This window comes from Pseudovibrio sp. Ad46, assembly GCF_001623065.1.
Lineage (GTDB): Bacteria > Pseudomonadota > Alphaproteobacteria > Rhizobiales > Stappiaceae > Pseudovibrio.
Genome location: NZ_LMCG01000050.1, coordinates 223,551 through 237,236, shown reverse-complemented (window position 1 = coordinate 237,236; position 13,686 = coordinate 223,551). Strand labels below are relative to the sequence as shown.

Sequence of the window (13,686 nt, the reverse complement as noted above, 5' to 3'; positions counted from 1 at the left end):
TCTCACGCAAACTGGCGGAGTTTCGGGCGGATCATGCTCACGCAGGTTTCCAGAAACAGGCGTGTGAGCCGGGACTGATTTTGCTTGCCAGTGTGCATGGCGTGCAGGTCTATTTCAGGGAACCTCCACTCCGGCAGCACCTCCACCAGACTGCGCCTTTTCAACGCGTCCTGACAGAGAATGGATGGCAGCTCCCCTATTCCCAGGCCGGACCTAATCGCAGATTGAAGCGCTGAGTAGTCGTTGATGGCGATGTCTGGTGCAAAGCGAATGGTCCGCTCTTCGCTTTTCCTGCTCAGTTGCCAGCTGATTTCCGGCTTTTGCCAGAACCCGAAGCCGATCAGGGCGTGTTGCGTCAGGTCTTCAGGGCGCTGCGGAGTTCCCTGCTCTGCGATGTAAGAAGGCGAAGCGACCAGAACGTGGCGGTAGGCGGCGAGCTTTGTGAGTGTCAGTCCGGAATCTGGTTTTGGACCGACGCGGAAAGACAGATCAACATCATCCTCGATAAAGTCCAGATTGCGCTCTGATACGATCATGTGGATGCGTACCTGCGGATATTGCAGGCGAAACTGCCCGATAACGGGAATGAAGAGAGCTTCGGCCAGATTGGGTGGCACGGTGACCTTCAGGTCTCCCGACACAGCTGACTGGCGCTGTTCCACCACGCGATCTGCTGCTTTGAAGGCTTCCAATCCCGGTAGGCAGGCTTGATAGAACTGGTCGCCGATTTCCGTCAGGCGCATGCGCCGCGTCGTGCGTTCCAGCAGTTTTGCGCCCATCTGCGCTTCCAGATCCGCCACCTTTCGGCTGACGGTTGAGAGCGGCAGGCGCAACACCTTGGCAGCTCCGGAAAAGCTGCCTGCTTTGGCAACTTCAGCAAATATCGCGATTGCATTCAGGTCTCGCATCATATTCCCATATTTGGAATTATCATTCCCACTTCAAGCAATATTACCACATTCAGAAGAATAGTAGAATGCGTTCCAATCAAAACATGAAAGGAACGCGGGATGGGAAACCAGGATAAATCCATCAACTACATCGAATTTCCTCTGCTGAAAAATGAAGAAACCAAGAGCTTCTACAGCTCTGTGTTCGGCTGGGTCTTTGAAGACTGGGGGCCAAGCTACATCAGCTTTTCCGGTGCTGGTGTGGAAGGCGGTTTTAATGGAGAAAGTGGAACACCGGTTCAGGCTCCCGGTGTGCTGGTGGTGCTTTATGTGGCGGATCTTGAGGGCACGCTAAAGGCCGTCCGTGCAGCTGGTGCGGCGATCTTGCAGGACATCTATTCGTTCCCTGGCGGGCAGCGGTTTCATTTTGCAGATCCCAACGGGAACGAACTTGCGGTGTGGACGGAGGCTTCGTCATGAACAAGCGTATTTTGGTCACCGGAGCCAACGGGACAATCGGCCTGCATCTCCTCAGAGAGTTAAAGCAAACACCGTGGCATGTGCGTGCTTTGGTGCGCAGTGCGGAAAATGCACGGCTGGTTTCATCCATGGGCGCTGAGGCGGTTCGGGGAGATTTTTCTGATCTGCCTTCTCTCTTTGAGGCGATGGCGTGCATTGACACACTGGTACTGATCACTTCGGCCAACCCACAGGCAGCACAACAGGCCTCAGCTGTGCTTCATGCGGCATTGGAGAGCGGAGTGCGCAAAGTGGTTCGCATTTCGGCCATCAAGGCAGGTGCTACTGGGCCAACAGCGAACACTGTGTTGCATGCAGCAACCGAGGATGAGCTTGTTCGCTCAAAGATGGAGTATGTAATCTTGAGGCCTAACCTTTTTATGCAGAACATGTTTCTGGCAACGCAAACCATAGCAGAACATAGCAGCTTCTTCTTTGGCATGGGTGATGCCCGGATGGGGATGGTAGACACACGCGATGTGGCTGAGTGCGCCGCAGAATGCGTGCTGAGTGATCATTTCAACGGCAACATCTTTGAGGTAACGGGAGCAAAGAGCCTTTCTTATTTTGATGTTGCGTCGGCACTCAGCGAAGAACTCAAGCGCACCATCACCTATGTGCCTGTCATGCCGCAGGATGTGTATGATGGTATTGTTGGTGCGGGTTGGGATGAGTGGATTGCAGGCATCTCTCGCGATTATGCGCAGGCCTATTGCAGTGGTTGGGGGGACTTCACAACGGATGCCGTTTCTACAATCTGCGGGCGCCCACCGCGCAGTATCAAAACTTTCATCCGTGAGGTGTTTTGCGCCAAGGCCGCTTTGAGCGTGTCGATTGGGCCGCCTTGACCAACCATATGTCGTGCTACCAATTATCCGTCAATTGTAACCGCTTATGCGATTTCTTCAGGCACAATTCAGTTTCATGTTCTTTGTAGATGTGAAAGAGTTGAGGCAAATATTGGGTATACTTCGCCCTAGTGGAAGGAACACATGCGCGTATTGTTGGTTGAGGATGAGCGGCTGATTGCGGATGCGATCAAGGCTTTTCTAGAGCGGCATGAATTTATAGTGGACTGGGTCGATGATGGTCTTTTGGCAGAAGACGCTCTGAGAACCGGAGAGTTCGACCTGGTTGTTCTGGATCTGGGGTTGCCGGGTCAGGATGGTCTGGAGTTTTTGCGGGCTGTTCGTGATGACAAGGCAGATGTACCTATCCTGATCCTGTCTGCGCGGGAGACCACTAAGAACCGGATTGACGGGCTTAATCTGGGTGCAGATGATTATCTGACCAAGCCTTTTGACATGGAAGAGCTTCTGGCCCGCTGCCGCGCGCTGGTGCGGCGCTCTGTTGGGCGTACGCGCATGTTGTTGCAGCATGGGGCGCTGACGCTAGATCTGGACCAGAAAAAAGCCTGCTACAACGGGGCTGAGGTGGTGTTGCAGCCCCTCGCCTTTCGCTTGTTGACCATTTTGTTGGAGCGGCGGGGCCGTGTAGTTTCCAAGTCTGATCTCATGGAAAAGCTTTATGGCTGGGAAGAGAATGCGGAGAGCAATGTGCTTGAGGTTTATGTCTCGCAAACCCGCAGGAAGACCACGTCCAAACTAATCCGGACCATCCGCGGCGTAGGCTATATTGTTGATGAGGACATACCGGCATGAAACTGTCCTCCATCCGCAGCCGCATCCTCATCTTTCTGATCCCGCTGCTGTTTGTGGTCTGGGGCGTCTTTTCCGCCATTGTCTACAATATGACAGAGGAAGAGCTTTACGAGACCCATGATGCGCAAGCCTTTCAGCTTGTCAGCGCGATTGCACAGCTGGAGGGGGACACCATTTCTCCCAAGCATCTGGATGATCATCATGAACTTAATGATTACTTCGTGGTCATCCGCGATGGAGACGGCAACGATTTATATAAGTCATCCGACCAAGTACAGCTACCCCAGTATCTCAGGCCGGGTGCTCAGGAAATTGAGCATGAGGGCGACAGCTGGGTGATCTGGAGTTTTCCGGGTGAAAAGACTGACAGGCAATACATCATCGGTATCGTGTTTGATGAAGCCATTGAGCTGGCCGACCAGACTGTTGCCACCGTTTCCATCCCTTTGGGGCTGGTGCTGGTGTTTTCCATCATCGCAACGGTTTTCATCGTCAAACGCGGGTTACGTCCGCTCACCACTCTTTCTGAGACACTGCAAACTCGGGAGCCTGAGAGTCTTGGCAAGTTGACAACGGAGAAGCAGGCAGATGAGCTTGTGCCGATTGTGAACTCCCTGAACATGCTGTTTGACAAGATTGAAGACTACCTTGCCCGCGAGCAGCGGTTTATTGATGATGCGGCGCATGAGATCAGAACACCGCTGACCGTGGTGAAGGCCCAATGTCAGGTGATTGAGCGGGACGCGCTGGATGATGCGACACGGCTGCGGTTTGACAACATCATTGAAGGCGTTGACCGGGCTACACATCTGGCCGCCAAGCTTTTGGAACATGCCCGTGCAGGTCAGGATGCCCACAAAGAGATAACAGAGCACGACTTGCTGCCTGTTCTTCAGGAAAGCCTTGCACAGCAGGCCCATGCGGCACTTGATAAAAATGTGGAGCTGCAACTGCTTCAATCAGAACATGTGGCAGCTGTTGTTGATCCGGAAGATCTGAGCGCTGTGCTTGGTAATCTGATTGGCAATGCAATCCGTCATACACCGTCTGATGGTGAGGTTATCGTGGTTCTTGAGCGCGGTGATGATCATATTCAACTGAGTGTTGAAGACAGCGGACCGGGTGTGCCTGAGAAATACCGTGAGAAGGTGTTTGAGCGGTTCTTCCGCATGCCGGGGCAATCAAGTTCAGGTGCAGGCCTTGGCCTGTCTATTACGCAAACTCTGTGTCGCCGCAATGGGATCGAGATTTCCCTTGGCAATAGTGAACGACTGGGCGGAGCCTGTTTTATGCTCAAACTGAAAAGGTAGTGTCGTAAACTTCAGGTAGGTTTCAGCTTCCAAGTGAATTTAGGGGAAGCACTCAGATTGAAACCTACTCCGAGGCTGCATCTGTAGCTTCATTTGGGGTGATCTGATTATGAATGGTGTGCGATGCCCCCCAACGGTGTCACTCACCTTTCATAGCCAGAGTTTCATCTGAGTGCGCATCGTTAACTCAGATGAGCGTACCGGAATGAAACCGATTGGCCTGACCTTCATTATCGCCAGCATCCTAGTCCCCCTTTTGATCTTCTCCCAGTTTGGTAGCCAAGCAGACTCAGGTGCTTTGCTGAGCCAGTATTTTGGCATGGTCTCACTGATCTTCATGGGGCTGGTTCAGGTGATGGCCACACGGATGAAAGGCGTTGAGGCTCTGTTTGGCCCGCTGGACCGTGTGTATGTCTTGCATAAATGGCTGGCTATTTTCGCAATTGCTGCTGCTTTCCTGCATGAAAGCATTGATGCAGATGCGCTTTCAAGCGGCGATACGGATGGACTGGCGAAAGAGCTGGGTGAGATCGGGTATAATGGTATTTTAATCCTCGGCCTTGGTTCTCTGGCGACCTTCATCCCCTATAATATCTGGCGCTGGACCCACCGTTTGATCGGTATTTTCTTCGCCCTTGCTGCTGCGCACTTCCTGATGATCCCCAACGTGTTCTCTTGGAGTGATCCGCTTGGACTTTACGTCGCCTTCTTCTGTTTTGCCGGTGTCGCGTCCTTCTTGTACCTGACTTACAAAGGCATGGCCGGGCGCACAAAGACCTATGAGGTAGAAGATGTTCAGATTTACGGGCGCATCACCAGTGTGACACTGAAACCTGAAGGCAAGCCAATTTCTCATGATGCCGGTCAGTTTGCTTACCTCTCCTTTGATCAGGAGGGCATGGGCGAAGTGCATCCTTACACGATTGCATCTGCACCGCGCGAAGACGGAAGACTGCGGTTCTGCATTTCTGCGCTGGGTGATTACACATCTCGTGTGCACAAGCTCCAAGTCGGCACAAAAGCTCAAATCAGCAAGGGATATGGCGGGTTCCGCCCAATTGCTTCCAATCGGGACCAGATCTGGATTGCGGGCGGTGTCGGGATCACACCTTTCCTGTCGTGGGCTCAGACTTTGAGCGGGGATGAGACCGGACAGTTCTATCTTTACTATGGCGTCCGTAACCGGTTGGAGAACCCGTTTGAGGAGGAGCTGGACGCGCTGCAAAGCCGTCTGCCGAACCTTCATGTACAGTACTTTGAGTCTGACATGGGTGAGTACATCGACGCGCGGTTGCTGAAAATCCTGCAGGGAAAATTCTTTGATGTGATGCCAATTGCGTTTTGTGGTCCAGAAGTTATGCGCAAAGCGTTGATACGGGATCTGAAAGCCCTGAAGTACCCAATGCGCTTGTTTCATTATGAAGAATTCCAGATGCGCTCCGGCCTTGGTTTTCGAAAGCTGTTTAAGTTTCTGCTTCAGCAAGTTAACCGGCATTCCGGCAAGTTCGCCCCGGCCAAGTAGAGCTTGGCCAACATGAGGATCGCTGCATTGCCTGGCGGTGCGGCGATCCGCTCCTTCAAGCTAGGTGCAAGGTTTAGTTCTCTGGCTTCATGGTGCCTTCGAAAGGTGCCGGGACTGAAGGGATCAGTGAAATTAAATCAATATATTAATTGAGATTTGGAGGGTTCAATCAGAACCAATAATTCTGCTCTTTTTAGGATCATTGGCTCATGACAAAAATCGCCTCCCGCTCGATTACGACCGACATCCCTGCTCCTTCCGAAGATCGTCGCTCCAAGTCTCCTATTGTTTGTTACGAAGTCGATCATTTGCCTGCCTATAACGCTGAGCTTTATCAGCAGGCAAAGGAGAGTCTGGAGAAGATCGGGGAAGTTGTGGTGCCACCTCGTGATGGCGGTCATTTCAAGGTGCCTGCTGGCCACTTCTTCCGGATTGTGAGCGTTGAAGGCCCGCAGGTTGGCGATCTCAATTTGTGGAATGCCAATGACATTAATGAGCGGTTTTTCAGCGGCAAGACCCGTCAGCTGCATGCCTCGCACCTTTCAACCGGAGACCGGCTCTGGAGCACCATGCCGTATCTGCGTCCGATGGCGACGATTACACAGGATACGCTGGACTGGTACGGTTGGGATGAGGATGGTGCGGGCGTCCATGATGTGATTGGGACACGCTGCGACCCTTACACCAACCATATGCTCAAGAACGTGGATTACAACCATTGTTGCCACTCTAACCTGACCCGCGCACTGGCAGATGCAAAGGGTCTCTCGATAGATGGCGCTGAGCCTCATGTGCATGATGTGATGAACGTCTTCATGTGCACGGGCTTTACCCGCGATACCCACCAGTATTTCATGAAAGCCAGCCCTGTTCGTCCGGGTGATTTTATTGAGTTCTTTGCGGAGATCGATCTTCTGGGCGCGCTTTCTACCTGTCCGGGTGGTGATTGCGGCAGCAGTCACTCTGATGACAATACGCCGTGCTATCCGCTTCTTGTCGAGATCTTCAAACCGGAAGAGGGTAGTTTGAAAGGCTGGTCCGCCGCAAAACGCAGCGGTTATGCAGGCGGGCACCAAGCCTGATCCTGTTTGATTTGGCCAGTGGCAGTTGTTTTTCGTGTTACGGCACGAGGACAGCTGCGCCGGATAGTCGTCCCTCTCGCAAATCTTCCAGTGCCTGATTGGCCTGTTCAAGCCTGTAGGGAATGCAGTGAGTTTTCACACCTGCTTTTTTGGCGAGGGGAAAGAACTCCAGCCCGTCTTCTCGGGTCAGGTTGGCAACGGAAACAACCTCCCGCTCCTCCCAGAATAATGCATAGGGCATTTGCGGGATGTCGCTCATATGAATGCCACCGCACACCACACGCCCGCCTTTGCGCAGAGCACTCAACGCGGCTGGAACGAGTGGACCCACGGGGGCAAAGATGATGGCTGCATCCAGTTTTTCTGGTGGCTGGTCTTCAGAGCTTCCTGCCCAAATGGCACCAAGTTCTCTTGCAAAGTTCTGGGCCTGTGTGTCTCCTGATCTGGTGAAGGCATAGACATCACGACCTTGCCAGATGCAGATCTGCGCGATGATATGGGCGGCGGCACCAAAGCCGTAAATACCTATCGTTCTGCCTTTGCCAGCCTTCTTTAAAGATCGCCAGCCGATTAAGCCGGCACACAGAAGTGGCGCAAGCGATACCGGATCTGCGTCTTCATCCAGCTCAAATGCAAAATGTCGGTCTGCGATGGTGTGGGTCGCAAAGCCGCCATCGCGTGTGTAGCCCGTGAATATGGGATGATCGCAGAGATTTTCCTGATGGCTTTGACAAAAGGAACAACAGCCGCACGTATGCCCAAGCCAGGGAATGCCCACTCTCGTGCCGATTGTGAGGTCATCAACACCTGCCCCACATGCACGCACCCTGCCGACAATTTCATGACCGGGAATGAGCGGGAGCTTTGGTTTCGTCAGATCGCCATCCACGACGTGAAGGTCTGTCCGGCAAACCGCGCAAGCTTCAACCTCAATCAGGATTTCGCCGGTGCGCGGTGTTGGCGGCGCAGCACGTTCCTGCAAGACAAGTGGCTTTCCAATTTCGGTCAGAACCATTGCTTTCATGAGGGCATTCCTTCTCACGCAGGCTTGGATTGTGCTCAGATTATACGCTGTTGTCCTAAGAAAGTCTGGCGTGGTGTTTGCGGTTCCCCGTTGTTGCTGTGCGCTGCAGAATTAGATCAAGAATAAGAGAAAACCGAACCATTTATCACAACGCATATTTCATCTGGGTCCGTCATAACAATCTGGTGCGCGTGCGCGCGACGACTTGTTGGAGTGGAGCCTTGCGGAGATGCCATGTGCGTCTGCCCGCTGGTTTTCCTGTTTGTGTACCTCTCATAATTAAGGTGAGTGAACCTCCGATGCCCGGAAATCAAAATACCGATACTGGCACTGACACCAATCCTATTCCTGCAGAAGACCAAATGAACCAGAGCGAAGAAACCTGGGCTCAGCAAATCTATAAGCTATGGGGCGAAATGCTTCCAACCTGGGCAGATGCATTTGGCGAAGTTTATGAAGCAGAACGAGAACGGGAACGGGAAGAGCTTGCACAGGCAACAGCCCGAATGGATGAAGATGACCGTCGTCAGGCTGAGCAGGAGTTACGACACGATGCTGCTTCTACATTGGCATTTGAGGATAGTGAACGTTTCTTCGAACTTAAAAATGAGATGACCATACTCGAATCCAATCCCATGGAAGCGATCGACATGCCAGATTCACCTGACATGTCGCTGAGTAAGGTGATCATCGATCAGATCGCAGCTTTCAAATTGCAGAAGGAAGAACTTTTTCTGGAAGTTCAGGTCTTTAAGGGTCTGGAAGCTGAGAAGCTGGCTTTCACAACCGCTAATGAGCTGGTTGGGATGCTTATAGACAAAGCCTATATTCAAAGCGGCGTTTACAACTTTGCCGCTTGCGAAGTGACTCTGTCCGAGATGGAACGCAAGCTCAAAGACATGAAAAATCTTCTTCGAGATGCCCAAGTGCATCCAGCAACCTATGTCAGTAACGAAGATCAGGTTCTGATTGGTCAGGATGTTAAGAAGGTGAAGGAGATCATCTTCAATTTGCAGGACGCTGGTTATACTGGATTGGGAACAAGCCTGCTCATTGAAATGAACCAGTATCAGGATGCGGTGTCACGGCCATCCGATGCGCGCTGGACAGAGCTTATGTCTGATGCGGAGGCCTGTAAAAAAGCGCTGCCGGAACTCCGTAATTCGGCCAAGTTTATTGAGACCCTGTGTGAAAGCATGACCATGGCGCAGCCAACCACTGCGGCAACAGATACGCTTGATGATCTTCACGACTATCAAAGTGACAGTTCTCGCGATCTGTCAGCAACCCTGCGTGCTGTCACAACTTTGAAGGGCGTAGCGACCCGCCGAGAAAGGTGGATCAAACAAGACGAATGGGCACAGAAAAATCTGGATATACGTACCCAAGCCTATCGAAAACAGCTTGAGAAATTCGTCGTGTTCGATGCAGACCACCAGGTGGTTACGAAAGAGAGCAAAACGGAAGCTCGTGCACGTGCCGTTCATACTGAAGGGCTGAACAAGGATGTGATGGCAACCATCCCAAAGCGACCCAGAGATAGGAGTATTAAGGCAGTTCCCCGTGCAACGATTAACAAGCTGCTGGAATCTTTTGAGTTTTTGGATGAGTTACGATCATCTGGTGTGACTGGCATGGAAGCCATTGCCCTTGAAGAGTTCATCAAGACAGAAGACATTTTGGAAGGCATCAATACTAATCCGACCGGGTATGACGACCTTCAGACGGACACCCAGGATATTCTCGATAAGGTTGCTGCCACCAAATCCGGTAAGAAAGCGATCTATTATATCGAAGCCAAGATGAACCTTGAAGAAGATGTTCGTCTTTTGCGAGAGCAAGCACCCGATTTGAACATCAACAAGGCTCTTGGTCGGTGTCGTAACCTGAAAGGATCGCGATTACAGCCACTCTTGAGACAACTCGATGAAGCCGTCGGCTTCAGAGCAGTCTTTGACATGAAAGTCGATCCGATTGAGAAGTTTTTCAAGCAAATTCCTAGGTTGCTCGCTAAGTTGGGAGCAGCCCGCCCAGAGCTTGCTATGAAGTTCAAAAAGGTTTGGCAGCCCAAGCAAGAAAAAATTTATCACGGTGAGCTGGAACTGGAGTTGAAACAGGCCAAAGTGACCGCTCATAACGCTGCCACCGTCGATGATTTGAAAGAAGCCATCTCACAGGTGAACACCGTTAAGATTAAAGCAGATAAGTATGTTGAAGAACTAAAAGCTCGCATTGCGCTGCTCGGCGAAGATGTGGATGGACCTGCCACCACCCCAGAGCAGGATGAGTTCTTTGAGAAGATCGAAGAAGACTACAAAAATGGTATTCAGCTTGAGATTGACCGCAAGGTTGCCAAGGGTAAGTTCAATGAAACCTCTGGTCCTATGAAGAATGAGCTGGAAATGCTCACGGCAAAGGCAAAGAGCTGGAAAGGGGCAAAGGCGCTTCTGACACGGTTCCCACGTATTGATACAACTAACTATGATCCGACCCGTTTCAAGGATCTCTTGGAAGAAGTGAAGCTGCTTGAACAGGAAAGTGCGGTCAACTCCTCTTACGAAGAAAATATGGGGCGGCTGAAAGAGCTGAAGGGCATGTATGATGCCATGCGCGGCGAGTTAACAGGCTTTAGAGAGGACATCGCCAAGGATGTGGTCAAGGCCACTGAAAAGGCTATTGCTCGTATGGAGTCTGCGAAGACCTTTGCTGAAGGCGACTTCATCACCGGCGTTGCCGGCCAGCAGGAGGCTGATGAAAACTACGTCGATACCAGTAGTTTGAAGCGGTTTACCACCTGCGTATCAAAACCAATTGTACCGGGTGAATTGAAGACATACGCGCAGATCATCGGTGACAGTAAGAAATCACTTCAAGAGCGTAAGAAGGCCCGTGAAGATGCCTTGCGCCTTGTGCGGCCTTTGCTGGCACGGCTAGACAGCGACAAGGCCATCAAGCTTTATCGTCGCCATCCGTTCGGTTTGGACAATGACATAAATGTCCTGAGGCCCGTTCTGGTGCAGCTTGAAGTTAAATTGTTGACTCTCGCGTCCTGATGCATACGAACCCTGCGGCACTGCATGTGGGCGCGGGGCACATTACACGCAACTTTAAAGTGTGATTTGCATTTATACTCAGCAGGTTATCCATGAGATGTATGCAGAGGGTGAATTAGTCCTTTTCCTTGAGGTTTTAGTCTGGTAGTTACCGATTTGCTCAGCAATGAGTGCCGGTCGCAGCCTACCCGGCAACAGCGAAAACAAGGACTAAACCTTATGAAGACTATCGTAATCTGCTCAGGCGGATTGGATTCGGTCACGCTTGCCTACAAGGTTGCGCGTGAAAACGAATTGCTCGGCCTCGTCTCTTTTGACTACGGCCAACGGCACAAAAAAGAGCTGGACTATGCAGCACATGCTGCAAAGCAGCTTGGTGTGCCACATCATATTCTGGACATGAGCCAGATAGGAGCGCATTTAAGTGGCTCCGCTCTAACCGATGATGTTGATGTTCCCGACGGCCATTATGCCGAAGAGAACATGAAGGTCACTGTGGTTCCCAACCGAAACGCAATCATGCTGTCTATCGGCTTTGGCATTGCGGCTGCTCAGCAGGCCGATGCTGTGGCTGCGGCGGTTCATGGGGGTGATCATTTCATCTACCCGGACTGTCGCCCTGGCTTTATCAAAAGCTTTGAAGCCATGCAGAAGCTGGCTCTGGACGGCTATGCCAATGTGAGCCTTTACACGCCATTTGTAGAAATCTCCAAAGGTACCATCGTTGCAGAAGGTGCCCGGATCAACGTGCCGTTTGAGGACACGTGGTCCTGCTACAAAGGCGGAGAGAAACATTGCGGGCGGTGCGGCACCTGTGTCGAACGGCGAGAAGCCTTTGATCTGGCAGGTGTTGAGGACCCAACAGAATACGCGGATCCCGACTACTGGAAATCCGTGGTGGAACGAGCGGAACCATAATGTACAAAATCACAAAGGAATTTCACTTCTCGGCGTCGCATCAACTCTGCGAAATGCCGGAGGGACATCCCTGTGCGCGCCTGCATGGCCACAACTACATTGTGGTGATTGAACTTGCCAGCAAGGATCTGGATGAACACGGCTTTGTGGTGGACTTCACTGAACTGAAGCCGCTCAAGCGTTTCATTGATGATGAGTTGGATCACCGCCACCTGAATGAGGTGTTCGGACACGATCAGGTCACCTCTGAGTATCTCGCCAGGACCATCTACGAGTTCTGCAAAGGGCACTGGGTGGAGACCTGCGCTGTGCGTGTGAGTGAAACGCCGAAAACATGGGCGGAATACCGACCATGAGTAAACTCAGTATCAGTGAGATCTTTGGACCAACCATTCAGGGTGAAGGTGCTTTGATTGGTGAGCCAACCGTGTTTGTACGCGCTGGCGGCTGTGATTATCGTTGCAGCTGGTGTGATACCTTGCATGCGGTGGACAGCGCTTATCGTCATACCTGGGATCAGATGGACAGTGCGGACGTCTGGCACAAGATTGAGGAACTGTCCGGTCATCAACCGATCACGGTTTCCCTTTCTGGCGGCAATCCTGCCATTCAGGATTTCTCAAAGTTGATCTCACTCGGTAAAGCGAAGGGTTACAAATTCGCAATCGAGACGCAAGGATCAGTTGCACGGGACTGGTTTGCAGATCTGGACACGCTGGTGCTGAGCCCGAAGCCGCCTTCCTCTGGTGAAACTGTCAATTGGGACAAGTTTGATGCCTGTCTGGATGCAGCCCTCAACTCGGCCACCTGTGTGATCAAAGTGGTTGTGTTTGATGACGTCGATTACGACTGGGCCAAGGACGTTGGTGAGCGCTACCCTTATCTGCCGATGTACCTGCAACCGGGGAACCATACCCCTCCTCCACCCGAGGATGATGATGCGACCATTGACATGGACGGCATCATGGATCGCATGCACTGGCTGGTGGACAAAACTGTTTCCGACCAATGGTTCAAGCCACGCATTCTGCCACAGCTGCATGTGCTGCTGTGGGGCAACAAGCGCGGCGTTTAAGGCATATTCCGGCAAGTTGATGATCAGTCTTTGATGACGGAAATGCATGAGAACGAAGAATTCGAGAGAACAATGAGCAACGACGATATCTATAAAAATCTGACCATGCTGGGCGGTGATACTGTTCAGCCGCAGTCCCCTGAAGAAGCGGTTCTGGAACGGGTTCCAAACCCGCAGCAGGGCACGCCTTATGCAATTCGCTTTACAGCACCTGAGTTCACCTCCCTGTGCCCGATCACCAATCAGCCGGATTTTGCTCATCTGGTGATTGATTATGTGCCGGATCAGTGGTTGGTTGAGAGCAAGTCTTTGAAACTGTTCCTGACATCCTTCCGCAACCACGGTGCGTTCCATGAGGATTGTACTGTGTCCATCGGTAAGCGTCTGGTGGACACACTGAACCCGATCTGGCTGCGTATTGGCGGTTACTGGTATCCGCGCGGTGGTATTCCGATTGATGTGTTCTACCAGACCGGCGAAGAGCCAAAAGGCGTCTGGATTCCAGAACAGGGCGTGCCGACCTATCGCGGTCGCGGCTAAATATCTGTTTAGGATGTACTCAGTTGGGGTTGCGAAAAGGCTGCCAACCCCAACTTTGCTTTTCTGAAAGGCCTTAGAGCATAGCGAATTCT

13 protein-coding genes are annotated in these 13,686 nt (G+C 52.0%); 11 read left to right on the top strand and 2 right to left on the bottom strand.

Features of this window, described 5'->3' with window-relative positions; all coding sequences use genetic code 11:
- Nucleotides 1–2 precede the first annotated feature (2 nt).
- Entirely contained in the window at nt 3–908 is a 906-nt protein-coding gene (locus PsAD46_RS15645; protein ID WP_063307309.1) for a LysR family transcriptional regulator, read from the bottom strand.
- A 102-nt stretch (nt 909–1,010) separates the two neighbouring features.
- Between PsAD46_RS15645 and PsAD46_RS15640 the strand changes: the two genes are divergently transcribed.
- From PsAD46_RS15640 to PsAD46_RS15615, 6 genes are all read left to right on the top strand, one after another.
- The gene (locus PsAD46_RS15640) at nt 1,011–1,370 is read left to right on the top strand and encodes a VOC family protein (protein ID WP_063307308.1); all 360 of its coding nucleotides are present in this window, start codon (nt 1,011–1,013) and stop codon (nt 1,368–1,370) included.
- Entirely contained in the window at nt 1,367–2,257 is an 891-nt protein-coding gene (locus PsAD46_RS15635; RefSeq protein WP_063307307.1) for an NAD(P)H-binding protein, read from the top strand. Before PsAD46_RS15640 ends, PsAD46_RS15635 begins: the two co-directional genes overlap by 4 nt.
- Nucleotides 2,258–2,401: 144 nt before the next feature.
- Nucleotides 2,402–3,070, top strand: coding sequence for a response regulator transcription factor (locus PsAD46_RS15630; RefSeq protein ID WP_063307306.1), 669 nt, complete (start codon nt 2,402–2,404; stop codon nt 3,068–3,070).
- Complete coding sequence (locus PsAD46_RS15625) at nt 3,067–4,380, top strand: ATP-binding protein (RefSeq protein ID WP_063307305.1); 1,314 nt, start codon at nt 3,067–3,069, stop codon at nt 4,378–4,380. Before PsAD46_RS15630 ends, PsAD46_RS15625 begins: the two co-directional genes overlap by 4 nt.
- A gap of 205 nt (nt 4,381–4,585) precedes the next feature.
- Nucleotides 4,586–5,902 carry a ferredoxin reductase family protein gene (locus PsAD46_RS15620; RefSeq protein ID WP_063307304.1) on the top strand — a complete coding sequence of 439 codons (1,317 nt, stop codon included), beginning with the start codon at nt 4,586–4,588 and terminating at the stop codon, nt 5,900–5,902.
- Between the two features lie 209 nt (nt 5,903–6,111).
- The gene (locus tag PsAD46_RS15615; protein ID WP_063307303.1) at nt 6,112–6,984 is read left to right on the top strand and encodes a DUF1989 domain-containing protein; all 873 of its coding nucleotides are present in this window, start codon (nt 6,112–6,114) and stop codon (nt 6,982–6,984) included.
- 37 nt (nt 6,985–7,021) lie between these two features.
- On the opposite strand, the gene PsAD46_RS15610 is transcribed toward PsAD46_RS15615, so the two are convergent.
- Nucleotides 7,022–8,008 (bottom strand): zinc-dependent alcohol dehydrogenase family protein, encoded by a 987-nt coding sequence (locus PsAD46_RS15610; RefSeq protein ID WP_063291965.1) that lies wholly within the window; start codon nt 8,006–8,008, stop codon nt 7,022–7,024.
- Nucleotides 8,009–8,307: 299 nt separating this feature from the next.
- Here PsAD46_RS15610 and PsAD46_RS15605 point away from each other — a divergent pair, with 299 nt between their 5' ends.
- From PsAD46_RS15605 to queF, 5 genes are all read left to right on the top strand, one after another.
- On the top strand, nt 8,308–11,061 hold the full coding sequence (locus tag PsAD46_RS15605) for a hypothetical protein (protein ID WP_063307302.1): 2,754 nt from the start codon (nt 8,308–8,310) through the stop codon (nt 11,059–11,061).
- A 219-nt stretch (nt 11,062–11,280) separates the two neighbouring features.
- The gene (queC, locus tag PsAD46_RS15600; RefSeq protein ID WP_063307301.1) at nt 11,281–11,979 is read left to right on the top strand and encodes a 7-cyano-7-deazaguanine synthase QueC; all 699 of its coding nucleotides are present in this window, start codon (nt 11,281–11,283) and stop codon (nt 11,977–11,979) included.
- Nucleotides 11,979–12,335, top strand: coding sequence for a 6-carboxytetrahydropterin synthase QueD (gene queD / locus PsAD46_RS15595; protein WP_063307300.1), 357 nt, complete (start codon nt 11,979–11,981; stop codon nt 12,333–12,335). Before queC ends, queD begins: the two co-directional genes overlap by 1 nt.
- Nucleotides 12,314–13,054 (top strand): 7-carboxy-7-deazaguanine synthase QueE, encoded by a 741-nt coding sequence (gene queE, locus PsAD46_RS15590; RefSeq protein WP_063307299.1) that lies wholly within the window; start codon nt 12,314–12,316, stop codon nt 13,052–13,054. Before queD ends, queE begins: the two co-directional genes overlap by 22 nt.
- Nucleotides 13,055–13,126: 72 nt before the next feature.
- Nucleotides 13,127–13,594: a preQ(1) synthase gene (gene queF / locus PsAD46_RS15585; RefSeq protein ID WP_057465235.1), complete on the top strand. Its 468-nt coding sequence runs from the start codon at nt 13,127–13,129 to the stop codon at nt 13,592–13,594.
- The last annotated feature ends 92 nt before the right edge of the window (nt 13,595–13,686 follow it).